Raw genomic sequence first — 25,774 nt, 5'->3', positions numbered from 1 at the left:
TCAGGCAGACGGCGCGCCCCTGCGGACCCCGGAATGGTTCTCGATGGTGTGCACGATGGAGGGTCGCAGTTCCGCGAGCGTGATCACCCTGTCCACCGAGCCCACCCTGACGGCCCTGTGGATGTTGTGGACGCCGTCGAACTCGGCGGCAACCTCGGAGATCTTCTCGGCCCGCACCGCGGCGCGGGCGTCGGAGAGTTCCACGAGGAGTTCCGCGTGTGCCTCCGGCGCCGCGTCGCGGAGCATCGCCTGCAGCGAGGCCACCCGCGGGTCAGCGCCAGTGCGCTTGTCGACGTCGCGCGCGAAGACCACTGCGGCTGCCGGGGCGCCACCGATGACGGAGGCGTACGAACCCTCGAGCGCCAGGACGGTCATGTTCTCGTTGAGCCTCTTGGAGAACACCACGAAGGCGCCACCGTGGTAGCGCGAGATCACGACGAACACGATGGGGCCGTCGAAGTTGACGATGGCCCTCCCGATCTCGGCGCCGTACTCCAGTTGCAGGTTGCGCATCGACTCCGGTGACCCGTCGAAGCCGGACAGGTTGGCCAGCACCACCAGGGGCCGGTTGCCCGATGCTGCGTTGATGGCACGCGCCACCTTCTTCGACGACCGCGGGAACAGCGTGCCGGCCGTGAACGTGTCGGGGCCGTCGGTGGGAGGGAATCCGGCGCGCGGCACGGGGGTGGACTCGACGCCCACGACGCTCACCGAGTGCCCGCCCACGCGCGCGTCGATGACGACGGCGGTCTCCGCCTCGGCCATGCCCGCCCAGCGCTCCACGCGGGGGTGGTCCTGGTCGCACACCGAGGCGATGACGGTGCGGATGTCGAACGGCTTCTTGCGGTCCTTGTTGTACTCCGCGGAAAAGATCTGACCCACCGTCGCGAACTCGCCCGCGTGCGGGTACGAGGACACGTCACGCTCGACGGGGTCGCTGGTGGGTGCACGGCGGGGCCCCGTCTCGCCACTGGCCACGAACGTGTGGTCGTAGTGGGAGATCAGAATGGCCATGGCCGCGCCCAGGTCACGCGCCCAGTACTGCGCCTGGCCGTTGGGGCCCATCACCCGGTCGTAGCCGCCGATACCGAAGTTGTCCTCGGCGGAGACGCCGCCGGAGAAGTCCAGCGACTGCTTGCCCGTCAGCACCATGGCCGAGTCGGGGGTCATCACGAGGATGCCCTTGGTGTGCATGAGCATGGTGGCCTCGGCGTTCCAGTACGGCTGGGCGCCCACGTTGATGCCGGCCACGACGACGTTGATCTCGCCGCCCGCCTGCGTGAACTCGACGATGCGACGCAGCGCCGCCCCCACCCAGTCCATGTTCTCCGTGCCGGAGTCCATGGAGATGCGGGCTCCGGAGGAGAGTGTGAACCACTCCACAGGGACGCCCAGCTGCTCGGCCAGGTCGATGGCCGCGATGATGCGGGCGCACTCCGGCTCCGCAACGGCGCCGAGCCCCCTGGTGGGGTCGCCCGAGAGCACGATGCGGGTGATGCCCTCCGGGTGGAGCGTCGTCGGCGTGGTGACGCGGGCGGCGATGATGCCCGCCTTGTTGAGGCCCGGTTCACGGTCCACCTCCACGAGGCGGCCGTCGGCGTCGAGGTCGAGTTCCGTGAGGGTGCCGCCGTCGCCGGCCAGCGCCGACGTCAACTCATACGGGTACACGAGTCCGCGACGGCGGGCGCGCAACACCTTGCCGGCGTAGTCGTCGAGGGGTTTCAGGGGCTCGGAGGGTGGGGCCGTGATCGTGGTGGTCACCCCGGCGCCGGGCTGGGCGTGGAAACGCACCGCCAGGGGGATGAGCCGGTTGCCGCGGACGAACCGACCCTGACACAACACCTCCTCGATGCCCGCGCCGTCGGAGAGCGGGGTGATCCGGTCCTTCAGCGGGGTGATGTCGGCGAGGTCGGCGTCGATCTCCGGCCACACGTGCACCCAGACGTGGTTCACGTCCAGGCGGGCGCCGGCAGCTCCGAGGGCGGAGCGGGTGCGCCGAATGGCCTCCAGGCAGTTGGCAACGGCCCGCTCGGCGTGCGGGATGCTGATGAGCGCACCGCTGTCGTCGCGGATGACGGCGAGCTGGCGGACCTGCGCCATCGCCACGAGGCGGCGGTCGCCGGGGTTGGACTTGGCGACGCAGTCGAACAGCAGCACGTCGGCGGGCGCGGGGAGGCGCGTGGTGTGGAACTCACGCAGACGCCACAGGTCCAGTTGCCGCCCAGCCATCGGGTGCAGGTCGCGGATGCGTTCGTCCTCCTCAATCCCTTCCGCTGAGAACAGGAACGTGCGGTAGTCCACGGTGCCGTTGTCCGTGCACACGCCGACGGCGACGCGGTGCACCGCCGGGTCCCACGTCCAGGACCGCAACCGCCGGAGGAGTTCGTGGGACAGCTCATCCCCGTCGGGGTGACCCGGCCAGGCCACGTACAGTTCGACGACGGCGTCGTGGCCCGGGGTGCGGGCGGCCACCTGCTGGGCCACCAGTGTTGCGAGCGCGCCGTCGGCGGCCAGTTCTTCGGCCGTCCCGACCGTCCCCACGAAAAGGCGCGGACGGCCGTCGAGGACATGGTCGGCGACGATGACGGAGCGGCCGTCCACCGTGAGCCTGGTCACACCCGTGAGTTCGTGCTCGCTGTAGTACTTCCGCAGCAGCACCTCCAGCATGGGCTCGTGGGCGGGTGTGCCCGGGCCCAGCCGGGTGGCCAGAAAGTTTGCGGTCCATTCCGGGATGGCGGCCAGCGTCGCGATGCGCTCGTCGTAGTCGGGGGCATCCGGATGCTCGGCGAGGTACTCGACCTCGTCACCCACCCCGGCCACGACGGCGACCCGCTGCTCGTCCACCAGCGGCTGGTCGAACCAGCGGAACCGGACGGAGCGGGCCAGGTCACCCACGGCGGGGAACCGGAGCTGGGTGGCGCGCACGAGGCGTTCCAGCTGGGCACGCGCGGAGGCGGCACGGTCGGTGTCGGGGGCTTCTTCCGCAATCCAGCGGTCGAGGATGCCGAGCACCAGTGGCACGTCGGAGGCGATGCGTTTCTGCGCCAGGAAGATGCGGAAGACGGCCCCCTCCAGCTCCGGTGAACGCTCCAGCGTGTCGACGCCGTAGTGGCGCAGGGCGGCCGACAAGCGGTCGACGAACTGCGTGGGAAGCCCGGCGCGTTCGGCATCGAGCGTGGTCAGGTATCGGTGGAAGTGCTCACGATCGGAGTGCACGCGAAGTTCCGTGCTGCTCTGCTCGTCGAACGGACGGTTGCGGCTCAGCTCGGCAAGGTCGGCGAACAGCCTCAGTAGCTGGATCTCGTCGGCCATGACGTCGGCCCCGGCGGCCAGCGCCTCCTCCCGGACCTTCAGGTAGCTGGGCAGCGTCGTGGAGGACGGGTCGATGTCGAAGCCCATGAGGGTGGCAGACAGGTCCGCCACCAGGGTGTGTGCCCGTCCAGCCGGGTCCGGGCGCTCGTGGCGGGTGGGGACGTACACGGCGGTCGCCTCCACGGCGGCCACCTCGACGCCGTCGCCCAGGGGCTCGAGGCGCACCAGAGGCGCCATGGACTCCACCTGTGAGCCCGTCATGACGAGCAGTTCCCTCACGCGGGCGGCGAAGGGTGCGTGGATGGCGGTTTCCATTTTCATGGACTCGAGGACGACGATCGTGGCGCCGGCCTCCACCACGTCGCCGACGGCAACCGGAGTGGCCACTACGAGGGCGGGGGCGGGGGAGCGCATCACGCCGCCCTCGTCGCGGGAGACGCGGTGCGTGACGCCGTCCACCTCGATGAGGTGGAGGGGGCCGTGCATGGCGGAGATGATCCGGTGGTGTTCGTCGCCGACGGTGATGCGGCCGTGGACGTCGTCGAGGCGGTTGATCTCGGCCTCGGTGGGCTGGCCGTCGACGACCACCCTGTAGCGGCCGGGGGCGATGGCGTAGGTGGTGACTGTGTGGGCGGCGCCGCGCAGCTTCAGGTCCACCTTCAGCCCGGAGCCGTGCTGCGTCTGCGGCCGGCCACCGCGGGCCGTGGCCAGCAATCGTTCGGTCTCGAAGGAGGTGGACTCCTCGTAGGCCTCGATGGCGGCCACCACGAGCGCGACACCGGCGTGCCGGTCCGCCACGAGGCCGCCGTCGGCGCGGATGCGGTCGATCCAGGCGGTGTCGGCCCAGTCCTGACCCTCGGCCGGGCCCGTCACCTCGCGGTGGCGGAGCAGTTCCAGGATGAAGCTCTTGTTGGTGGCGCCGCCGTCGATGACCACGGTGGTCTCCGCCATGGCGCGGCGCAGTCGGCCGAGTGCCTCGCTGCGCGTGCGGCCGTGGGCGATGATCTTGGCGATCATCGAGTCGAAGTCGGCGGGGATCGTGTCACCCTCCGTCACGCCCGTGTCGACGCGGATGCCCGGCCCTGCGGGCAGGTCGAGACGGGTGATGAGGCCGGGGGCGGGAGCGAAGTCGCGGTCCGGGTCCTCGGCGTTGAGGCGAGCCTCGACGGCATGACCGAACTCGGTGGGTCGCTCCTCCAGACGACCTCCGGCCGCCACATGGATCTGGGCCCGGACGAGGTCGAACTGGTTGGTGACCTCGGTGATGGGATGTTCCACCTGCAGGCGCGTGTTGACCTCGAGGAATGCGAACAGCTTCTCGCCGGGGTGGTAGAGGAACTCCACCGTGCCGGCCCCCTCGTAGCCGACGGCCAGCGCCAGGCGCTCCGCGGATGCCTTCACCTCGTCAGTCTGCGCACTGGTGAGCAGGGGGGAGGAGGACTCCTCGATGACCTTCTGGTTGCGGCGCTGCACCGTGCAGTCGCGCACCCCGATGGCCCACGCCGTGCCGTGGCTGTCGGCGATGAGCTGCACCTCGATGTGTCGGGCACCGGTGACAAGCTTCTCGAGGAACACCACGCCGGAGCCGAAGGCACGCTGCGCCTCGTCGCGGGTGCGCTGGTACGCCTCGGTGAGTTCCTCGGCCGAGGTGACCTTGCGAATGCCACGGCCGCCGCCACCCGCGGTCGCCTTCAGCATGAGGGGGTAGCCGACGCGCTCCGCGGAGGCGAGCGCGTCGTCGAGCGTGTCGACGGCGCCACGCGACCACGGCGCCACGGGGACCCCGACCTCCTCGGCAATGAGCTTCGAGCCGATCTTGTCGCCCAGCTTGCGCATGGCGTCGCCGGAGGGCCCTATGAAGGTGATGCCCAGGGAGTCGACGAGGTCCGCGAAGGCGGCATCCTCTGCCACGAAGCCCCAGCCCACCCACACGGCGTCGGCCCTGACCTCGGTGAGCACGCGGGCCAGGAGTTGATGGTTGAGGTAGGGACGCTCCGAGGCTGGCCCGATGGGGTACGACTCGTCGGCCTCGCGTGCGAACATGGCCGAGCGCTCGGCGTCGGTGCACAGGGCGATCGTGGTGACCGGCTCCCGGTCAGGATGCTCCGCGTTGAGATCGCGGACGGCATGGATCAGCCGCATGGCTGCCTCACCGCGGTTGACGATGGCGATGCGCTTGAACACCTGTTGCCTCCTCATGTCCACACAACCAGATGTGGATTCGATCAAATCTGTCAGTCCGGGCGTGGGTTGCGCGACTCAGGATGCCACCTTGCGATGCAATCGACGCTCCGCGACAGGCCCAAACAAAGTTGCGGCCCGATGGTTGTGGGAAAGGTACAAGCCGAGCGGGCCGCCGTGCACTTCCCGCATCGCCCCACCATGGCACCGCCATCCCACGCCTCCCCTCCCAGTGTTCACAAAATGTGAGGAAGCCGAGCCTGATCAGTGAGGACCGGGTGCCGCAACAGCAAACTTTGCACGGTTGTGTAAGGGACATCAGCAACGAACACCACCGGGCGGCAACGTCGCCCCACATGCTCAAGGAGCCCACCATGGACCGCATCAAGATGAAGAACACCCTCCGTATCGGCGCCGTCGCCCTCATCGGCCTCTCCGCCCTCTCCATCGGCGCCAACGGCGTCTACGCCACGCTGAACGCCAAGGCCACCAACGTCACCCCGCAGGTCGCCGACAGCGGCACCCTCAGCCTCACCATGATCCCGGGCACCGGCTCCGCCGGCTTCGGCACGAAGATCGACAACCTGGCTCCCGGTGACGTGTCCAACCGCTACGTCGACCTCACCAACGGCGGCACGCTCGCCTCCACCGGCCTCAGCCTGGACGTCGTCGCCACCGGCACCCCGTCCCTCATCACCGACGGCTCCACCAGCAAGGCGCTGCGCGTCACGGTCAAGTCCTGCCCGGTCGCCTGGGACCTCACCAACGGCACCTGCACCGGCACCACCAAGACCGAGATCGCCGCCGCGCCGCTGTCCTCGCTGTCCGCAGCCCGCGCCTTCACGACCACCACCGGTCTCACCGTCGGGGCCATCAGCCGCCTGCAGGTCAGCATTTCGCTGCCCGACCAGAGCGAGACAACGCTCAACGGCGTGGCCCCGGTGGGCACGGTTCAGGGTGGCTCCGTGAGCCTGACCTACTCCTTCACGGAGGCTCAGGCCAGCCCCGCCACCACCAACCGCTGATACACAGCCACACAGACCATGTGGGTGCGGTCCGGGGGGGACGCACCCACCCTCACCCCCGAAGGCAGGTGGGCGCGGCTCGGGGGAGCCGCGTCCACCGCTGCACCCAGCACCGCTGAAGGAGAGAGGAAGATGATGAAGCACACCCGCTCGGCCAGCGCCGTCGCTGCTCTGCTCGCCGTCCTCCTTCTCCTCCTGGTACCGAGCACCGCCGCGGCCCAGACAAGGGCGGCGGCTCGCTCTGCTGTTGCGGTCACTGCAGCAGGTTCGTGGGGGGCGGTGGCAGCACCCGTCGGCGGTGCCCCCGTGGCGGGAAGGTCTTTCACGGCCAGCACATCCGCCTTCGTCGGTCTCTCGCAGGACTTCGACGTGGTCAACCTCGGGACCCTGCCGCTGGTGGGCCACACATTCCAGATCAGGACGGACCCCGGTTTTGCCGGTCCACGCAATCCCACACTGACCGTGGTGCTCTGCCCCACCGGGGCCTGGAAAGCGGGTAGGTGTGCTGGCGGCGAGGTGTCCCTCGGGACAAACACGTCCGGGAACTTCACCTCCACTGTGCCGCTGGCTCCGGGCGGGCGCTACAGCGTCAACGTGAGCACCCCGTGGTACTGGGGGGCGTTCACCTCCACCGTCAACGTCTCCGTCGCTCGGGACCACGTCCGCGCAGCCACCCTCACCAACAACTGATCCCCGTAGAAAGAACTGCCACCATGAACCCTCGCCACGCGTTCGCCACCGAGACCCGGTCATCCTTCGCGCGCGTCCGCTCCGTGATCGGCTGGATGCTGCTGGTCGTCGTGGTCGGGGCCGCCCTCACCGTCGCGCTCGCCACGACCGTGGGTGGCTACCACGCCACCCGCGTGCTCTCCAACAGCATGCAGCCGGCCTTCAGCGCGGGAGACCTCGTCATCGTGCGCGACGCCCCCGTCACTGCCATCGAGAAGGGCGACGTGGTGGTTCTGCCGGACCCCAACAGCTCCAGCATGTTCATCCACCGACTCACCAGCGTCGATCGTGCGGCCGGTCACACCACGGTCACCACCCGGGGCGACAACAACCCCGCCCCGGACGCCTGGCTGCTCGACGTGACGTCGAAGACCGTGCCTGCGTACGTGGCCGTCATCCCCATCCACGGACTGCACCTGCCGGTGCTCCCGCAGGCGACGTCACAGTTGCTGCTGGCGGCAGGGCTGGGCATTGTCGCCCTCCTCATCGGCCTGCCCAGCGGCCCTCGTCCCGCGCGCGCCGCCCTGGCCGACGCCCGGTAGCCCCTCGGCGGTAGTCTCTCCCTCACCAGGGCGCCCCCCAGCCCTGGACGAGGGCACATGAGGAACATTCATGATTGACGACGTGGCACCGCAGGCTGCAGATTTCATTTCTTCCCGGCGTGAGGCAGTGGCCCGCACGGCAGCACAGGAGCTGCGGCAGGCCAGCATGACCGAACTCCCCGCATTGACGCACCGACTGGCCGGGAAATTGGGCGTGTTCGGGTACGAGTCCGCTGGCGACGCCGCACGACGGCTCATGCTCGACCTCCAGGACGGCGTCGATGAGTCACAGGTGCCCGGCAGAGTGGCAGACATCGTGGCACTGCTCGACGCGGACCTCCGGGAGGTGTCGTGAACCAGCCACTGGTCCTCGTGGTTGAGGACGACCCCGACCTGCGTGAGCTCATGACTGTGACACTCACCAACTCCGGGTACCGGACGCTGGAGGCGAGCAACGGCGAATCAGCGCTTGAGAAGTTCCACACACATGCACCCCACCTCGTTCTCCTCGACATCTCGCTCGGCCCCCACACCATCGACGGGCTGGAGGTGTGCCGACGGATCCGTCGGGACAGCGACGTCCCCATCGTGTTCCTCACCACCCATGGCGAGGACATCGACCAGATCATCGGGTTCTCCACGGGCGCCGACGACTACCTCACCAAGCCGGTCAACCACCGCCTCCTGCTGGCGCGGCTCGCCGCGGTCCTGCGTCGCCAGGAGGGGCCACGGCGCACGACGGAGGCCACCCGGATCGGGCATGGGGGCATCGACATCGATCTCAACGCCAGGACCGTCACACTGAACGATCAACTCGTGGACCTGACCCGCATCCAGTTCGACCTGTTGGCCGCGATGGCGGAGAACCCCACGCGGGTCCTGACCCGGGAGCAACTCGTCGAACGCGTCTGGGGGGAGTGGTACGGCAACGACCACCACCTCGACGTGCACCTCTCCAGGCTGCGCCACAGGGTCACTGCGGCAGGCGGCCCTCGCGTCGCGCACGCGGTGCGCGGGGTGGGGTTCCGCTTCACGTCCTGAGCAATGGGTGCCGGTCCACTCGCCGCTGTGACAAGGACCGGCAAGGATTCAGGATTGGGGCAGGTCGGTGTGCCGGGTCCAGTCCTTGACCATGCGCAACAGCGTGGTGAGGTCACCACGCAACGCCTCGGTGCGCTCCCGCACCACGCGGGCCCCGCGGCATCCCTGGCTGTCCGGGAGCACGCCATCCTCCAGCAGCCCCAGCCAGCCCTCGATCACGGCCATGTGCGTGGTCACCACGTGCTCCTGCCGCACGACGGCGTCGAGGAGCGCGTCGAGGGACTGCTCCTGGTCGTGTGGGCCCGGAGGCTGTGGAGTTGTCACGTTCCCCAGTCTGGGGGGTGGACATGGCGGGCCTTTGACGGTTGACTCACAGTTCCCTCACCATGTGAGGACTGGGCTTGGATACGTGGTGGAACACCGGTCCCGATAGCATCTCCTGCATGGATCCTGTGCCGCTGAGCCGTGTCTACTGCCCCGCCAGTCAGCGCGTCGACGACTGGGAACAGTGCCGGGCACTCCTCGATGACGTGGGTGCTGCCTCGTGGATCACGGGCGGCCACGGCGTTCCGAATGTCACGCTGCTGCCCACGATGTGGCGCGGTTCGCTCCTCCTGGCCCATGCCGCCGCCCACAACCTCCAGTTCGACCTGCCCGAGGCCACCCCGGTGCCGTGTCGCGTCGTGGTGCAGGGCCCGCACACCTACGTGACGCCGCGCTGGTACCCGAGCGTCCAGCCGCCTGACCTCGGCGGGTCCGCCCGCGGCCGGGCCGAGTTCAGGGGCGTGGGGACGTGGGACTACACGCAGGTGCAGGTGGCCGGCTGGCTTCGTGTGCACCGTGACCGGGACCGGTTGCGCACCGAGGTCATGGATCAGGCCGAGCAGCTCGACGCCGCGCGTCTGGTGGAGACGCCGCACGTGGGTGATGCCGTGCGCGGTCCGTGGAACCGGGACGAGGCGCCGCACGACTTCACCGACGCCATGCTGCAGGGCATTGTCGGGCTGGAGCTGGAGATCACCGACGTGGTGGGGCGGTTCAAGGTGTCGCGCAACCGGACCGCCGTGGACCGCGACGGCGTGGTGCAGGGCCTGCGTGAACGGGGCCGGGACCGTGACCACAGGGTTGCCGACGAGGTGGCCGCCGCTCCGCCGCTGCCCCGCGGGGTGCAGGGTCCGTCCACCCCGTGACGGATAAGTGTTACCAGATAGGTTTCCCGGCGTACTGAGGCCCAGAAATCGAATCCTGGGGCACATATCCGTCACGAACCATGGGCATGTTCGCGCAAGACGCATGAAAGTACTCAGGTCATGATGACGGTGAAGAAGAGTCCCATGAGAGCCAGCAGGAGTACACCGTTGGCCATCACCACGGTCTTCATGACCTCGCTGGTGGTGGCGACGTCGACTTCCACGTGACCGGCTGCCCCGGTGGGTCCCGGGGAGCTCTGGGCCAGGCTGACGGCGAGCGCCAGACGCGGCGGATTCACCATCACCGCCGAGGAGGCGGCAATCATCACCACCGCAAGGACCTGGGCGGGGTCCATTCCCAGTCCGGTGGCGGCGTCGCTCAATCCCGGCGCCAGCATTGCGGCCGACGCTGAGTTGGATCCGGTTACGTATCCGGCCAGCGCGCTGATCAGCGGGGTGGCGATGGCGAACCCCGAGCCGAGCCCGGCGACAGCGCCCGCCAGGACGGCGCTCATGCCGTTCAACGACAACACTCCGCCGAAGGCGACGAACAGCGTGGTTGTGAGGGCGACGGGGACTGCCCGGCGCCACCCCTCCCGCCGAGCCGTTGAGACGATCCGTCGCTCCGCACCGAGGAGTCGTGGGGCCACGAACACGGTCACGGTCAGCCAGAACGCCGGCCCGGAGAGAACCTCGCCGATCTTGCCGATGTCGAGGAGGCGCACGATCACCGCGGAGAGCAGGAGCCCCGCCCCGAGGAACACGTACGGTGACAGCGCTCGAAGAACGGTGCCATCCATCCGGATGGGCTGTCCGTGCTTGAGGCGGCCCATGAGCAGGAGGGAGACGATGGCCGCAACTGCGCCGGACACACCCGCCAGGGGCGGACCCAACAGCCAGCTGACGCCCAGGATGACCAGCCACATCGTGATGACGGCGACGGCCGCCTCACCAACGTGAGCCCTGGCCTCGCGCCTTCCGACACCCACCACGAGGATGGCGACGCTCATGATGACGATGAGGGGGAGCGAGAGCACGGCGATCCACAGTCCCAGGGTGTGGAAGGACACGTCGCCCAGTTCAGCCATGATCAGGACTGCCGGGGCCAGGGATCCCCACGGACCCAGCAGAATGCCGAGCAGTCCGATTGTTGCGGATTGGCGCACCGAGAGTCCGATACGAATGAGCAGTGGCACCGACACGATCAGGCCCAGGCCCCACCCGATGATCGTCTCAGCGAACGGTGCCACACCGAGACCGACTATCAGGATCGCCCGACCCTGGTTGTGCGCGGACTGTTGCAGCCACTCCGCAATCCGTGCCTGCGCCCCCGTGGCGGTGAGGAGTTCGGCGAGGCTCGTACCGCCGATCACGATCACCACGACAATCAGGATCGTCTCCCCGAGCGCCGGCCCGAGCTTCACGAAGTCGGCCATCAGGATGGGGAACCAGAGGAGCGAAAGCACAGCTGTCAGTGCGAGGGTGATCAGCACCACCCGGAGGGTGGGAATTTTCAGGATCATCAGCAGCACGACAGCGACGATGGGCAGGGCGGCCAGCAGCAGGCTCAACGGTATGGCTCGGCTTTCTGTGTTCGATGGGCAATGTCAGCGTCCCGAGGAAGCTTCCCACAGTTGCTTCCGGGGTTGTCGGTGGTACCTCCTCGTTGCTCACGGTGCAGCCGCAAGGTTGCCGGTGGGAGGCGGAGGATGCAGGGCTTGGCGCCCCAGACACTACGATCAGCCGGGGCCCGGCAGCCATGGCTCGTTCGTGACGCTACCTCCATGCCGCCACCCAGCACACATCCCGAACAAGACCCTTGGAGGACTTCATGACCAGCACACCCGGACACCAGGATCCGCGTCAGCCCTTCGTTCCCGGAAGCCACCGTGCGGGTCCCCAGCCTCAATTCCACTCCACGGTTCCCTTGCCGAGGGGACCCAACCCCCTGGGCGTCGCGGCGTTCGCAGCGGCGTCCCTGGGATTGGCCGTCACGATGTGGCGGGTGCTGCCGCCCATCGTCGGCCTGATTCTGCTGACGATCGCCATTGCCCTGTCGCTGGTGGCGCTGTTCCAGAAGGGGAAGTCCAAGAAGCACGCTGGTGCAGCGCTGACCCTGTCCATCCTGGGTGGCCTCGTGGCTGTGGTGGTCCTCACCGTGTCCTGATCACGTGAACCGTCGCGCCTGTCGCGGTGCTTCGTCGCGACGGGGGTCGGCATCGTGGGGATTCAGGTCCTCCTCCGATGCCGGGTCCGGTCCGATCACGTCGGTGCAGAACTTCACGTACGCGTTGTGGATGATGACGTGGGACATCCACGCCGCAGGCAGGCGCGTCGCCAGCAGCGCGCGCTACCGCAGCGTCAGGGCCATGTCAGCGCCAGGTGGCGGTCAGGCTGAACCGTCCGGCGGCCGCCTCAACCAGAACCCGGTCTGCAGTGCGGCTCACGGGCGTGCCCACCCCGTTGCACTCCACGGCCACCTCCGTCGCCGCGGCATCGGGGAACCAGAACTCCGAGGGCACTGAGCAGCCGCGGCCCTGCCACACTGCTGTGAACCGATCGCCGTCGACACACCAGGAGATGGCGTCCCCGGCGAAGGCAATCGGCCGGGGACGCCTCAGTGCGACGGCGGCCTCGGAGCCGGCGAAGTCCTCGGCCCAGGACCAGTAGGTCCACGACCAGCCGAGGGTGTCGAAGGTGTCCAGCAGGAACGTGGCGTGGTGGGCCACGCCCACGGCGTCACCGAAGGCGCCCCACGCGCCCACCAGCACGGGTGCCCCCAGCCGTGCCTGGGTCTCGGCGTGCCGGGCGAAGATGGTGCCGGCCCGGATGTTGCTCGAAGCAGCGATGGCCGGTGTGTCGACCGTCAGGTCGTAACCGTGCGGCGAGTACACCCAGGAGTGGTCGTTGAGAGGCGGCTGCCCCGACGGTATCCCGAGGTTGGCGAAGTACGAGTGCTCGCGCACCAGCAGTGAGTCGGGATCCACGGCCCGCACAGCGGCGGCGACCCGTGCCATCATCGGCGCCACGGCCTGCTTCTCGAACGCGGCCAGCAACGGCGCCACGGTGTTGCCGATGGCCCGGTGCACGGCGACATCGTCCAGCCGTTCCAGCTGGGACAGCTTCGTGTCGGGCTCCATGAACTCGGCCGCGATCTGGTTGTGGTCCTGCCCGGTGGCCGCCCCGAAGGCGTGCATGAGGGCACCGAAGACCTCCTTGGACGCCGTGCCGGGGGTGGGGTCGTTGAGGATGTCGTAGCCGATGAGGGCCGGGTGCCCGCGGAACCGTTCGGCGACGTGGGCCCACATGGCGGCGAAGGAGTCCTGCAGGCCGATCCCCTCCGGGCCCGGCGCATTGGCCCAGAACGCGTCGAGGGCGCCGTGGACCGCTGGGCTCGTGAGGTAGGCGTCGCTCCACAGGTCGGTGGCCTCGAACCTCTCGTTGGTGAGGGTGGCCCAGCCGGGGGCGCCGTCGCAGAACGACTGTGAGTACAGGTCCTGGTGGGCATCCAGCACCACGCCGATGCCGTGCTCGCCCAGCAGGTCGAGCTGGCTGGCCAACCACGCGAGATAGTCCTCCGAGTAGACCCCCGGCTCCGGCTCGACGGCGGCCCAGATCATGCCGAGGCGCACGACGGTGAACCCGCGAGCGGAAAGATCCGCGACGTCCGCGGTGCTCCACGGACCCATGAACTCCTCAGCGTCCCTGGCACCGGGTCGTCCCTTGTGGACCAGGTTGATGCCGTGCAGCACCCGTTGGCGCCCGTGCTCGTCCCGCAGGACTGAGCCCTCCGTGTGAAGTCGCATGCCTACCCCCTCTGGGCGCATCATTGCTGCCCGGACGCCACAACATAGTCAACGGGGCCGGGGATTTTCGGGTGCAGTGCAATCTTGTGCAACGGCCGTATGACGGGCGCTCAGGAGTGGAAGGCGTCAAGGAACCTGTCGCGGACGGAATCCATCCGCCAGAGCGGGGCGTCCGGAGCCGGTATCAGGCCCTCATCCCAGCCCCACTCGTCGATCTGCTCAAGCACGGCTGGGTCTCTGGCGATGATCGTGATGGGTACGTCATGCCCGCGGTCTGTGCCCGTCACGATGGTGGCGGGCTGGTGGTCGCCCATCACCACCACGACTGTGTCGTCGTCGCCGTGGGCCTCCAGGAAGGAGAACACGGAGGCCAGCGAGTACTCGATGGAGTGGGCATAGGCGGCCCGCGTGGCGGCGACACCAGAGGGGGCAGTCCTCTGGGGCATGGCTCCGTAGACGGACCCGTCGCCGATCTCCTCCTGCGGGACCAGTTGCGGCAGCGGCGCCCATGGGGCGTGGCTGGAGACCAGGTCCACCTCCGCCATGATCGGCTGACGATCAGCGGTGGCCAGTTCCAGCCGGTGGAGGGCCTCCAGCGTGTACTGGTCCGGGATCGTCGGATATCCGAAGCGAGGTCCCGTGTAGCCGACGTTGCGGGAGTCGTAGAGCTGGTCCCAGTGATAGAACGAACGCCGCCGCCAGTCCGCCGTGTTGGCGGGGACGTCCACCACAGTCCGCCAGCCCGCCCTGGCGAAGGCATGGCTGAGGGTCAGTCGGTCGCTGTCCAGGAGGACGTCGTAGCGTTGCGTGCTGTCCACCCACAGGCCGGACTGCAGCGTCGAGTGCGCCAGCCAGCTGGTCCCCCCGACGGTGGGGGAGGTGAGGAAGGCGCTGCGGGAGGCGAAGCCGCGGGCACGCAGACTGCCGCCCTCGGACGTGAGGAGTTCCCTGATGCCGCCGGAGAGTTCAGGGTCCTCCAGCGCCACGCGCCCGTAGCTCTCGACGAACACGAACAGGACGTCCTTGCCGCGCAGACCTGCGAGGAGCTGGTCGGAGAGCATCGAGCGGAGCGGGTCCTGCGCCGCCGCGGCGGAAAACTCACGCTGGTCGCGTAGGCCCTGCGGGATGGCGGCCACCTGGCGGTACGCGTACTGCGACGCATCACTCGAGGCCAGGGGTGCCCCGCCGACCTTCACGCCGCCGAGGGCGAGCACCAGCCAGATCCCAGCCAGGACGACCGTGACGCGTCGCGCCGTGAACCGGTGCCGCGAGGCGGACCCGGCGATCCGCGCCACGGCCAACGGCATGGCCACGAACAGGCCGAGGATGACGACCCCGGTCAACGCCAGCAGCCCCAGCCCTGCTGCCCGGCCGACGGCGTCGAGCACGAGTGTGGCGCCGGAGGCGATGTTGCCCCAGTCGACCACAGGGTTGAAGGGTCGCCCCAGCGCTTCCAGAAAGCCCATGTCGAGGAGCCTGAGGACGCTCAACCCAGCCAGGAGGACACCGGCGACGACGGCCACCACCGCGCGGGTTCGCGATGCGCGGCCGGGTAGCACCACCAGGAGGGCCAGGAGACCCACAGCCTCCAGCGGCAGGCGGGCGAAGGTTGCGGGCTCCACCTGATGAACCGCGCTGGGAAGGGTCAGCGCGCACCACAGCAGCGTGGCCGCAAGCCCCGTGAGGAGGATGCCACGGGCCGCCTGCATCCCGGCCTCCTCGCTGGACGAATTCGGATGGGTGGTTGACGTTCCCGTTCGACGACGAACGGGAACGTCAACCACCCTGGCCCTTCGGCGGCCTGCCTTTCGGTCAGGCGTCGGCGGAGTTGCTGCTGATGCCCGGCTTGCCATCGTGGATGATCTTGCCGGGGTTCAGGTTGTTGCCCGGGTCGATGCCCTCGAACAGCGTGCGCTGCATGTGGACGCCTGCGGGGGAGATGTCCTGGTCCAGCCATGGGCTGTGTTCCTCGCCCACACCGTGGTGGTGGGAGACGGTGCCGTGGTTGTCCATGAACGACTGCTGGATGGCGCGCTTCACCGCGTCGTAGGAGACGAGGTTGTCCTCGGAGTCATCCGCAATCGCGAACGTGAAGTACTGGCACGCCCCCGAGTGGTAGGAGTGGCTCAGGTGGCAGAACACCACGCCCCGCACACCGCGTTCCTCCAGTGCCTTGTGGGCAGCCGCGACGGTGTTGGTGTGGATTTCCAGCGCGTGGGCCCATGGGGTGGTGGTCTCCGACACGTCGGCCACGAGGCCGTGGTCCAGCATGAAGTCGCGGATGTAGGGGGTGTCGTACTTCTTCTGGTCGTACAGCGAGCCCGGACCCTTGCCCACGCCCATGCCGTTGTTGGCCTTGATGATCTTGGAGACCAACCCCTTGTGGTACCTCACGTGGTTGGCGCTGCCCTCGAAGCCGACGAAGGACATGCAGATCCCGTCGAGGTCCCATCCCTTGCGCTCCATGAGCTTCTGGATGGCCTTGTTGGCGAGTTTGCCGACGCGACCGGAGGCCTTGCCGTTGGCCATGATGTACTGCGTCTCCAGCGGATCGGAGACGCGGGCCAGGATCACGTTGGCGTCGGAGGCGGCGATCTGCTCGCACGCCTTCAACCCGTCGGCGTAGGTGGCGAAGAAATATGCCTGCAGCTCGCGCTGCTCGGGGATGCGGTGTACCTGCACCCAGGCCTCGGTGATGATACCGAGACGACCCTCGGAACCGAGCACCATCTCCCGGACGCTGGGGCCGGACGACGTCGACGGCAGAGGCCGGAGCGTCAGCACCTGCCCGGGCATGACCATGCGCAGACCGCGCACGATGTCGGAGATGTCGCCGTACTTGTCGGACTGCATACCGGAGCTGCGGGTGGCGATCCAGCCGCCCAGAGTCGACCAGACGAAGGAGTCGGGCTGGTGGCCCATGGTCCAGCCCCGGGCCTGCAGTTGGTCCTCCATGTCGGGGCCGAAGACACCGGCCTGGATGCGGGCCATGCCGGAGATCTCGTCGATCTCCAGAAGGCTCTTCATGCGGCCGAGGTTGGCGACCACCACGTTGCGGGGCTCACCGGGAACAGCCTCGGTGGCAGCGACGATGTTGGAACCGCCGCCGAACGGAATCAGTACGAAGTCGTCCTCGACCGCGGCGTTGACGAGGGCAACGACCTCGTCCTCGTCGCCGGGGTACACCACGACGTCCGGCACCCGGCCGAGTTCGCCGCGACGCACGCGGACGAGGTCGCGGACACCCTTGCCGAAGGCGTGCACCACGCGGGTTTCGTCGTCGGTCTGCGCGTACGTGGCGCCGACGATGCCCTCCAGTTTCGTGCGGAGCTCATCGGTGAGCTGCGTGGCGGGCACATCAAGGGAGGAGAACGGCGGCACCGACGTCTTGGACACGTTGATGTCGACGCCGACGATCCTCTTCACGAAGGGCGCGAACTTCGGCTTGTCGTGGTGACTGTAGGCCTTGCCTTCCTCGCCCCAACCCCACCACTTCTGCTGCTTCACGCCTTCGATCATTGGTCCTCCTGCTTGTTCGCACGTTGCCTGGCGTCGTCGGCCAGCGCAGTGATCTCATTTTTTACGGACTTCTCCAGGGCCACCACGCGGGCGTACTCGGCCAGGGTCTTGGCGCCGTAGGCGCGGGCCGTCGAGTCGTGGAGCTCGAGCACCTGACGGCGCATCCGCTCGCTGAACTCGTGGGCAATCTCGCCGGGCAAAGGATGCATCGGTCGGCCGATGACCACGTGCACCTCGGGTCGGCCCCGCGGCAGGTGCTTCTGGTGCGACGGCCATGCTGCGTAGGCGCCGACGAGGGCGATGGGCACGGCCGGGACGCCACGGGAGATGCAGAGCGCCGCCACACCCGGCTTGAACGGGGCCATGGCACCGGTGCGGGAGCGCGTGCCCTCGGGGAAGATCAGGAGGGGGACGCCGTCGGCCAGCAGGGAGGCGGACATGCCGCGCTTCTGGCTGCGTTTCGACGTCTTCGGCTCGCTCCTGTCCTTGCCGCGGTCCACGGGGAAGCTGTTGAAGAACAAGGCCATCGGGCCTGACTTCCACCACTTGTCGTAGAAGAAGTCCGCTGCCGCCCCGGTGGCCAGATAGCGCGACAGCCGGTTCGGCAGAGCACCGAAGATCAGCGGGGCGTCGAGGTGGGACGAGTGGTTGGAGAACGCCACGAACGCCCCATCCAGGGCGTCAAGGTTCGCGGCTCCGTGCACGTGCACGCGCAGCAGTCGCCAGACATACGGCTTCAGCAGCATCAGCTGCGCCGTTTGTCGTGTCGTCGCGTTGACCTTGGACGAATACCGTCCGCTCAGGTCCTTCTCTCTGGCCACAGTGGAAATGCCTCAGCGCTTCTTACGGCTGTTGGTGAGCTTGACGGAGAACCACCGGATGAATGCGCGGGGACCGTGGTCGGCCAGGAGCATGGCAGCCTTCCACTTCCATGTCGGAATCGACTCGAGTTTGCCCTTGTCGACGTCGGCGAGGCACTCGCGGATGAGGACGTCAGTGTCGATCCACACGATGTCAGGCAGGGAGTGGGCCGTGATACCGGCCCGCTCATGGAACTCGGTGCGCACCCATCCGGGCAGCAGCGCGGTCACGGTGACGCCGGTGTTCCTGAGTTCCAGCGCAAGGCTCGTGGAGTATGTCCGGGCCCAGGCCTTCACGGCGGAGTAGTTGCCCGTGAAGATGACGGACGACGAGGAGGCAACATTGATGATCTGCCCCCGGCCGCGCTCCCGCATGGCCCGGCCCGCAGCTCCGCCCAGCACCAGCAGTGCAAGGCACATCACGTCGAGGGCCTTGGCGTGCGTCTCGACGTCATCGGGGTTCAGCACGGTGGAGTGCAGACCGAAGCCGGCATTGTTGATGAGCATGTCGATGGGGGCGTCGTCCGACTCCACCCGCTTGGCCACCCGGGTCATGTCGGCACGGTCCGAGAGATCGGCTGACAGGGTCTCCACGGTGATCCCGTGCGCCGTCCGCAACTCCTGTGCCACCTCGTCGAGTCGCTGCGCGTCACGTGCGACGAGCACCAGGTCCGTGCCCCGGCTGGCGAGTTCGCGCGCGAACGCCAAACCGATGCCGGAGGTGCCGCCGGTGATCAAAGCTGTGGCCATGGTGCCTACGGTATCCCCCCGGCCGAACCCGTGGAAGCTGGTACGGGTGGCCGGTGTGGCGTTGGTCGCAATCCCACAACAGGGGAAGTCCCCACTTGTGCACTTGGAACAGTCGTCGGCGACGACGGGCAGTGGACGCCCTCCAGGTGATGGGCGAACGAGGACCCCGGTGACCGGTGAGAATTAGACTGCCCTCATGACCAATGACGCTCGCACAACACCCGACATCAAGCCCCGCAGCCGAACAGTCACAGACGGCCTCGAGGCCACCGCCTCCCGGGGCATGCTGCGGGCCGTGGGGATGGGTGACGCGGACTTCGCCAAGCCGCAGATCGGCGTCGCCAGTTCCTGGAACGAGATCACCCCCTGCAACCTGTCCCTGGACCGGCTCGCGCAGGCCGCGAAGGAGGGCGTGCATGCGGGAGGCGGGTACCCGCTGGAGTTCGGCACCATCTCGGTCTCCGACGGCATCTCCATGGGGCATGAGGGCATGCACTTCTCGCTCGTCTCCCGTGATGTGATCGCAGACTCGGTGGAGACCGTCATCATGGCCGAACGACTGGACGGCTCGATCCTCCTGGCGGGCTGCGACAAGTCGCTGCCCGGCATGCTGATGGCGGCTGCACGCCTGGACCTGGCCAGCGTCTTCATCTACGCCGGCACCATCATGCCGGGCCGCGTGAAGCTGTCTGATGGCCAGGAGAAGGACGTCACCATCATCGACGCATTCGAGGCGGTGGGCGCCTGCGCGCGGGGGCTGATGAGCAGGGACGACGTCGGCCGCATCGAACGGGCCATCTGTCCCGGTGAGGGGGCCTGCGGTGGATACTTCACGGCCAACACCATGGCCAGCGTCGCCGAGGCCATCGGCATGTCCATCCCCGGTTCGGCGTCGCCGCCGTCGGCGGACCGCCGTCGTGACGAAATGGCGCGCCGGGCTGGGGAGGCCGTGGTGGGGATGCTCCGTCTGGGCATCACCGCCCGCGACATCATGACCAAGGAGGCGTTTGAGAACGCGATCGCGGTGGTGCAGGCGTTCGGTGGCTCCACGAACGCCGTACTCCATCTGCTGGCCATCGCCCACGAGGCGGACGTCGACCTGACGCTCGCGGACTTCGCACGCATCGGCGCCAAGGTGCCGCATTTGGCCAACCTCAAGCCCTACGGCCGCTACGTCATGAACGACGTGGACCGCGTGGGTGGCATCCAGGTGGTGATGAAGGAGTTGCTGAGCGCCGGGTTGATCAACGGGGACTGCCTGACCGTGACCGGCAGGACCGTGGCGGAGAATCTGGAGATCCTCGACCCGCCCGCACCGGATGGCAAGGTGCTGCGCAGCGTCGCCGACCCCATCGCCGCCACCGGTGGCATCACCATCCTCCACGGCTCCCTGGCCCCCGACGGTGCCGTGGTGAAGACCGCGGGCTTCGAGACGGACGTCTTCGAGGGCACCGCACGGGTCTTCGACAGGGAACGGGCCGCGATGGACGCCCTGGAGGACGGCACGATCACCCACGGCGACGTCGTCGTCATCCGCTACGAGGGCCCCAAGGGTGGGCCGGGCATGCGGGAGATGCTGGCCATCACCGGCGCCATCAAGGGTGCGGGGCTGGGAAAGGACGTCCTGCTGCTCACGGACGGGCGCTTCTCCGGTGGCACCACCGGATTGTGCGTGGGACACGTCGCACCGGAGGCAGTCGACGCCGGCCCCATCGCGTTCGTGGAGGACGGTGACAGGATCCGCCTTGACGTGTCCGCCGGCACCCTCGACGTCCTGGTGGATGAGGAGGAGTTGGCCCGCCGGGCCGTGGGGTGGGCGCCGCTGCCGCCCACGTTCACCCGCGGAGTACTGGGCAAGTACATCAAGCTCGTCCAGTCGGCCTCGGGTGGGGCGATCCTCGAGTGATGTGAGGAGGCCTGGAAGTGCTCACCGCCAGCGTCGTGGGAACGCGACGGACGCGGTGAGGACTACCGGCCGATGACCGCCATGGTCTCGCGGGCCATGGCGAGTTCCTCGTTGGTGGGAATCACCAGGACGTGGACCTTCGAGTCAGGCGTCGAGATTTCGCGTGCCTCGGTGGATCGCTGCTCGTTGGCGGCGACGTCGAGCTCGAATCCCATGCCCTTGAGGCGTTCGATGACGGGTCCGCGGATGTGGGCGGCGTTCTCGCCGACGCCGGCCGTGAAGCAGACGGCATCCACCCCGCCGAGGATGGCGATGTAGGCGCCGATGTAGCTGACCAGTCGGTGGACGTACACGTCGCGGGCGAGCTTCGCGTCGGCGTTGCCAGCCGCGATCTCGGTGGCCACGTCACGCATGTCGGTGAATCCACACAGGCCGAGCATGCCGGACTGCTTGTTGAGGGAGGTGTCGATGTCGTCGAGGGACATGCCCTTGCTGCCAAGGAACTTGTGCAGGCCGGGATCGACGTCGCCTGAACGGGTGCCCATCACGAGGCCCGCCAGGGGGGTCAGACCCATGGAGGTCTCGACGGCCACGCCGCCGTCGACGGCAGAGATGGAGGCGCCGTTGCCGAGATGGCACACGATGGTCTTCAGTTCACTCAGCGGCCGGTCAAGGAACTCGGCCACCTTCTGTGAGACGTACTGGTGGGACGTACCGTGGAACCCGTACTTGCGGATGCCGTAGCGGGCGGTGACCTCGCGGTCGATGGCGTACGTGTACGCCTCCGGCGGGAGCGTGGAGAAGAAGGCTGTGTCGAAGATGGCAACATGCGGCACGTTCGGCAGCACCAGCATCGCCGCCTCGATCCCCGCGATGGCCGGAGGGTTGTGCAGGGGTGCCAGGTCGGACAGCTCGATGAGGGTGGCGATGACTGCATCGTCGATGAGCACCGACTCCTGGAAGGTGTCGCCGCCGTGGACGGTGCGGTGGCCGACTGCGATGACTTCGTCCAGTGCGGGTCCGTGCTCGTGGAACATCGCCACGACCGCCGCCATCGCCTCGGTGTGGTTCGCGAAGTCCTGGTCCAGATGGAACTTCTGGCCGCCGGTCTCATGGTCCAGCGTGCTGGACCCCTGACCCACACGCTGCACGATCCCCATCGCCGTGGGCTGCTGCGTGTCGGTCTGGAGGAGCTGGTACTTGATGGACGACGAGCCGCAGTTGAGCAGCAGGATCGGCTGGGACACGGTGGAATGCACTTCCTCAGGTTTGGTGGAGCGTCAGTCGTTCTTCTGCGCCTGGATGGCGGTGATGGTGATGGTGGAGACGATGTCATCCACCAGCGCACCGCGGGACAGGTCGTTCACCGGCTTCTTCAGGCCCTGCAGGATCGGTCCGACGGCGACTGCTCCGGAGGTGCGCTGCACCGCCTTGTAGGTGTTGTTGCCGGTGTTGAGGTCCGGGAAGATGAACACGGAGGCCTGCCCCGCCACCTGCGAGCCGGGCATCTTCTTGGCCGCCACCGTGGCGTCGACGGCTGCGTCGAACTGGATGGGTCCCTCCACCTTGAGTTCGGGCGCCCGTTCCTTCACGATGCGGGTGGCCTCGCGCACCTTGTCCACGTCCGCCCCGCTGCCGGACGTGCCGGTGGAGTAGCTGAGCATGGCGATGCGGGGTTCGATGTCGAACGCCAGCGCCGTCTCGGCCGAGGAGATCGCGATGTCGGCGAGCTGCTCCGGGGTCGGGTCCGGGTTCACGGCGCAGTCGGCGTACACGACAACGCGGTTGCTCATGGCCATCAGGAACGAGCCGGAGACCACACCGACGCCTGGCCTCGTCTTGATGAACTCCAGCGAGGGGCGGATGGTGTTGGCGGTGGTGTTGATGGCACCTGAGACCATGCCGTCGGCCAGTCCCAGATGGACCATCATGGTGCCCACGTAGGAGGGGTCGTCGAACTGTGCGCGGGCCTGTTCGAGGGAGATGCCCTTGTGGGCGCGGAGTCGCGCGTACTCGGCCGCGAACTCGTCGAGCATCTTCGGGTCGCGGACGTTCACGAGCCTGGCGTCGTGCAGGTTCAGGCCCAGCTCGGAGGCGCGGCGACTGATGACGGCGGGGTCGCCAAGGATCACGATGTCGGCCACCTGGCGCTGCAGCACGATGGAGGCGGCCGTCAGGACACGATCGTCGGAGCCCTCGGGCAGCACGATGCGCTTCCGGTGGGAGCGGGCCAGTTGCATGAGTTGGTGCTCGAACATGGTGGGCGTGCGGATCTCGGAGCGGGGCAGGTCGATGGCCGCCAGCAGCCGGTTCTCGTCCACGTGGGCGCCGAACAGGGCCCGGGCAACGTCGGTTTTGCGCGACGTGGAGGTGGAGACACCATTGACGCGCTGCAGCCTGGAGGCGGTCGCGAACGTGTCCTCCTGGGTGAAAGCGATGGGGAGGTCCACCTCGACACCGCGAAGGAGCGTGGCGATGGACTCGGGGACCTCGAAGCCACCGGTGAGGATGATGGAGGCCAGCGGGCCGAACACCGACGAGTGGTGCGCCATCAGCAGGCCGGGCAGCAGGTCCAGGCGGTCCGAGGCCATGATGACGGAGCATTCCGGCTTCAGACGGGACAAAAGGTTGGGCAGCGTCATGGCGGCCACGATGGTGTGGACGGCTTCCTTGTCCAGGAAGTCCGCGTTCCCGAGCCAGTGCGTCGCGTTGACTGCCTCCAGTTGCATGCGCACCGACGGCGCGCCGAGCACGGGGTCGTGGGGCAGGACGAAGGCGGCGTCACGGATGTGGGCGACCGCCTCGCGCATGGCCTCCATGTCGTCCGGGTTGGTGCGGGTGATGGCCACCCCCACCACGGTGTTGTGTCGCTCCTCGAAGGACTCGATGGTCTCCTCGACGATGCCGCGCACCTGCTCCGGGGTCCGGTCCGTGGCCCCACAGACGTAGAAGACGGGCGCGTTCAGGTTGGCGGCGATGACGGCGTTGTGGTCCAGCTCGGTGCTGGAGTAGAAGCCGGAGTAGTCGGAGCCCACCACCACGACGGCGTCGCACCGGGCTGCCAGCTCGGTGTACTTGGCCACGATCTTGTCGATGGAGGCGTCGGGGTCCTCCGCGAACTCGGCGTGCGTGACACCGACGGCCTCGTCGAACGTCTGCCTCTTCACAGAGTTCAAATCCAGCAGTGCGAGCGCCACGGCATCGGAGTCCGTGGACTCCACGAGGGGACGGAAGACGCCGACGGTCCGAACCTGGCGGTTGAAGAGTTCGACCACGCCCAGCGCGATCACACTCTTGCTTACCTGCCGCTCCGATGAGGCAATGAATACGCTGCGAGTCACGCCCCCACCCTAGCGCCCCCACATTCTGCGGTGGGGGCCGCCCGCGGGGACGGTGTCTCGCGTACGTTGGGGCCAGGATCCACGTTCGCAAGGAGTCAGCGTTGACACGCACACGAGTTGAGACCGACTTTCTCGGGACCCGGGAGGTCCCGGTGGCCGCCTATTACGGCATCCACACCGTGCGCGCCATCCAGAACTTCGCCATCAGCGACTCCACGATCAATGATCTGCCCCAGCTGATCCGGGGCATGGTGCAGGTCAAGAAGGCCGCGGCCCTCGCCAACCGGGAGCTGGGTGTCCTGGACTCCACCAAAACGGACGCCATCCTGTGGGCCTGCGACCAGATCCTGGATGAGGGCCGCTGCATGGACCAGTTCCCCATCGATGTCCTGCAGGGCGGGGCGGGCACGTCGGTGAACATGAACACCAACGAGGTGATCGCCAACCTGGCGCTGGAACGGCTGGGGCATGCCAGGGGCGACTACCACGTCATCCACCCCAACGACGACGTCAACCGCAGCCAGTCCACCAACGACGCCTTCCCCACAGGGCTCAGGGTGGCGCTGGATGCGGTGCTGGGGCGGCTGTCCGGCGCGGTGGAGGAGCTCGCCAGGTCATTGCGGGCAAAGGGGGCCGAGTTCCAGGACGTGGTGAAGATGGGAAGGACGCAACTGCAGGACGCGGTGCCCATGACGCTCGGCCAGGAGTTCACCGCCTTCGGGGAGATGGTCGACGAGGAACTGCGGCACATCGACTACACCCGCGACGTCCTGCTCGAGGTGAATCTGGGAGCCACCGCCATCGGCACCGGTATCAACGCCCCGCACGGGTACGCGGAGCTGGCCGTCCTGCATCTCAACGAGATCACGGGCAGGCCATGCGTCCTGGCGACCAACCTCATTGAGGCCACGAGCGACTGCGGCGACTACGTGATGGCGCACGCCGCATGCAAGCGGCTGGCCGTGAAGCTGTCGAAGATCAGCAACGACCTGCGACTCCTGTCCTCCGGTCCGCGCGCCGGGTTCAACGAGATCAACCTGCCGGCACTGCAGGCTGGTTCATCGATCATGCCGGCCAAGGTCAACCCCGTCATCCCGGAGGTGGTCAACCAGGTGTGCTTCAAGGTGCTGGGCAACGATGTCTGCGTCGGCCTGGGCGCCGAGGCCGGGCAGCTGCAACTCAACGCCATGGAGCCCGTGATCGCGCAGGCGCTTTTCGAGTCGATCTCCCTGCTGCACAACGCCGCTGACAGCCTGCGCACCAAGTGCGTCGACGGCATCACCGCCAACGCCGACGTGTGCCTGTCCTACGTGCAGAACTCCATCTCCGTGGTGACGTTCCTCAACAACTGGATCGGCCACACCGCCGGCGACGAGGTGGGCCGAGAGGCCGCCGCCACCGGCCGGAGCGTCCGTGACATCGTGCTGGAGCGGGGACTACTCGACGAGGAGACGCTGGAGAAGGTCCTGGCCGTGGAGAACCTGCTGCCTCACTCGCCGGTGCTCGACGGCGACCCGACCCGCGCCTGAGGTGCGGGTGCATGCGCGGCGCCACTGACCCCGTGAATGTTCC

At 68.0% G+C, this 25,774-nt stretch carries 20 protein-coding genes; 9 read left to right on the top strand and 11 right to left on the bottom strand.

Translation table 11 applies throughout. The annotated features are described in order from the left end of the window. Positions 1-5,511, bottom strand: a complete 5,511-nt coding sequence (locus EAX62_RS01415; RefSeq protein WP_233557756.1) for an ATP-binding protein — start codon at positions 5,509-5,511, stop codon at positions 1-3. Positions 5,512-5,867: 356 nt separating this feature from the next. On the opposite strand from EAX62_RS01415, the gene EAX62_RS01410 reads away from it, so the two are divergent. The 5 genes from EAX62_RS01410 (at position 5,868) to EAX62_RS01390 (ending at position 8,830) form a co-directional block, all read left to right on the top strand. Next, positions 5,868-6,518, top strand: a complete 651-nt coding sequence (locus EAX62_RS01410) for a TasA family protein (protein WP_158600451.1) — start codon at positions 5,868-5,870, stop codon at positions 6,516-6,518. A 132-nt stretch (positions 6,519-6,650) separates the two neighbouring features. Then, on the top strand, positions 6,651-7,208 hold the full coding sequence (locus tag EAX62_RS01405) for a hypothetical protein (protein WP_121899895.1): 558 nt from the start codon (positions 6,651-6,653) through the stop codon (positions 7,206-7,208). 23 nt (positions 7,209-7,231) lie between these two features. Next, entirely contained in the window at positions 7,232-7,789 is a 558-nt protein-coding gene (locus EAX62_RS01400) for a signal peptidase I (RefSeq protein ID WP_121899894.1), read from the top strand. Between the two features lie 70 nt (positions 7,790-7,859). Further along, a complete protein-coding gene (locus EAX62_RS01395) occupies positions 7,860-8,144 on the top strand; it encodes a hypothetical protein (protein WP_121899893.1) in 285 nt (94 codons plus the stop codon). Then, on the top strand, positions 8,141-8,830 hold the full coding sequence (locus EAX62_RS01390) for a response regulator transcription factor (RefSeq protein ID WP_121899892.1): 690 nt from the start codon (positions 8,141-8,143) through the stop codon (positions 8,828-8,830). Before EAX62_RS01395 ends, EAX62_RS01390 begins: the two co-directional genes overlap by 4 nt. A 48-nt stretch (positions 8,831-8,878) precedes the next feature. On the opposite strand, the gene EAX62_RS01385 is transcribed toward EAX62_RS01390, so the two are convergent. Beyond that, positions 8,879-9,154: a hypothetical protein gene (locus tag EAX62_RS01385; RefSeq protein WP_147453966.1), complete on the bottom strand. Its 276-nt coding sequence runs from the start codon at positions 9,152-9,154 to the stop codon at positions 8,879-8,881. A 119-nt stretch (positions 9,155-9,273) separates the two neighbouring features. Here EAX62_RS01385 and EAX62_RS01380 point away from each other — a divergent pair, with 119 nt between their 5' ends. Beyond that, positions 9,274-10,020: an FMN-binding negative transcriptional regulator gene (locus EAX62_RS01380; protein ID WP_121899890.1), complete on the top strand. Its 747-nt coding sequence runs from the start codon at positions 9,274-9,276 to the stop codon at positions 10,018-10,020. A gap of 113 nt (positions 10,021-10,133) precedes the next feature. Here EAX62_RS01380 and EAX62_RS01375 read toward each other — a convergent pair whose 3' ends face one another. Next, positions 10,134-11,591 carry an L-lactate permease gene (locus tag EAX62_RS01375; RefSeq protein WP_121899889.1) on the bottom strand — a complete coding sequence of 486 codons (1,458 nt, stop codon included), beginning with the start codon at positions 11,589-11,591 and terminating at the stop codon, positions 10,134-10,136. A 260-nt stretch (positions 11,592-11,851) separates the two neighbouring features. On the opposite strand from EAX62_RS01375, the gene EAX62_RS01370 reads away from it, so the two are divergent. Continuing rightward, the gene (locus EAX62_RS01370; protein WP_121899888.1) at positions 11,852-12,187 is read left to right on the top strand and encodes a hypothetical protein; all 336 of its coding nucleotides are present in this window, start codon (positions 11,852-11,854) and stop codon (positions 12,185-12,187) included. Here the strand turns inward: EAX62_RS01370 and EAX62_RS16625 are convergent, their stop codons facing one another. From EAX62_RS16625 to EAX62_RS01345, 6 genes are all read right to left on the bottom strand, one after another. Further along, the gene (locus EAX62_RS16625) at positions 12,188-12,334 is read right to left on the bottom strand and encodes a hypothetical protein (RefSeq protein ID WP_158600449.1); all 147 of its coding nucleotides are present in this window, start codon (positions 12,332-12,334) and stop codon (positions 12,188-12,190) included. A gap of 58 nt (positions 12,335-12,392) precedes the next feature. Beyond that, positions 12,393-13,826: a glycoside hydrolase family 5 protein gene (locus EAX62_RS01365; protein WP_158600447.1), complete on the bottom strand. Its 1,434-nt coding sequence runs from the start codon at positions 13,824-13,826 to the stop codon at positions 12,393-12,395. Positions 13,827-13,936: 110 nt separating this feature from the next. After that, positions 13,937-15,535 carry a sulfatase-like hydrolase/transferase gene (locus EAX62_RS01360; protein WP_121899886.1) on the bottom strand — a complete coding sequence of 533 codons (1,599 nt, stop codon included), beginning with the start codon at positions 15,533-15,535 and terminating at the stop codon, positions 13,937-13,939. Positions 15,536-15,638: 103 nt separating this feature from the next. Next, positions 15,639-17,345 (bottom strand): FAD-binding oxidoreductase, encoded by a 1,707-nt coding sequence (locus EAX62_RS01355; protein ID WP_121899885.1) that lies wholly within the window; start codon positions 17,343-17,345, stop codon positions 15,639-15,641. Further along, positions 17,342-18,175, bottom strand: coding sequence for a lysophospholipid acyltransferase family protein (locus EAX62_RS01350; RefSeq protein ID WP_121899884.1), 834 nt, complete (start codon positions 18,173-18,175; stop codon positions 17,342-17,344). Before EAX62_RS01350 ends, EAX62_RS01355 begins: the two co-directional genes overlap by 4 nt. Before the next feature lie 3 nt (positions 18,176-18,178). Further along, positions 18,179-18,955 (bottom strand): SDR family NAD(P)-dependent oxidoreductase, encoded by a 777-nt coding sequence (locus tag EAX62_RS01345; RefSeq protein WP_121899883.1) that lies wholly within the window; start codon positions 18,953-18,955, stop codon positions 18,179-18,181. Positions 18,956-19,151: 196 nt separating this feature from the next. On the opposite strand from EAX62_RS01345, the gene ilvD reads away from it, so the two are divergent. Then, positions 19,152-20,861, top strand: coding sequence for a dihydroxy-acid dehydratase (gene ilvD / locus EAX62_RS01340; protein WP_121899882.1), 1,710 nt, complete (start codon positions 19,152-19,154; stop codon positions 20,859-20,861). 62 nt (positions 20,862-20,923) lie between these two features. Here the strand turns inward: ilvD and EAX62_RS01335 are convergent, their stop codons facing one another. Both EAX62_RS01335 and pta read right to left on the bottom strand, forming a co-directional pair. Next, the gene (locus EAX62_RS01335; protein WP_233557755.1) at positions 20,924-22,120 is read right to left on the bottom strand and encodes an acetate/propionate family kinase; all 1,197 of its coding nucleotides are present in this window, start codon (positions 22,118-22,120) and stop codon (positions 20,924-20,926) included. Positions 22,121-22,141: 21 nt separating this feature from the next. Then, positions 22,142-24,202: a phosphate acetyltransferase gene (gene pta, locus EAX62_RS01330; protein ID WP_121899881.1), complete on the bottom strand. Its 2,061-nt coding sequence runs from the start codon at positions 24,200-24,202 to the stop codon at positions 22,142-22,144. A gap of 101 nt (positions 24,203-24,303) precedes the next feature. Between pta and aspA the strand changes: the two genes are divergently transcribed. Beyond that, positions 24,304-25,731: an aspartate ammonia-lyase gene (aspA, locus tag EAX62_RS01325; RefSeq protein WP_121899880.1), complete on the top strand. Its 1,428-nt coding sequence runs from the start codon at positions 24,304-24,306 to the stop codon at positions 25,729-25,731. The last annotated feature ends 43 nt before the right edge of the window (positions 25,732-25,774 follow it).

It is taken from the genome of Tessaracoccus antarcticus, assembly GCF_003688855.1.
GTDB lineage: Bacteria > Actinomycetota > Actinomycetes > Propionibacteriales > Propionibacteriaceae > Arachnia > Arachnia antarctica.
This window is presented reverse-complemented; position numbering and strand designations above follow the sequence as displayed.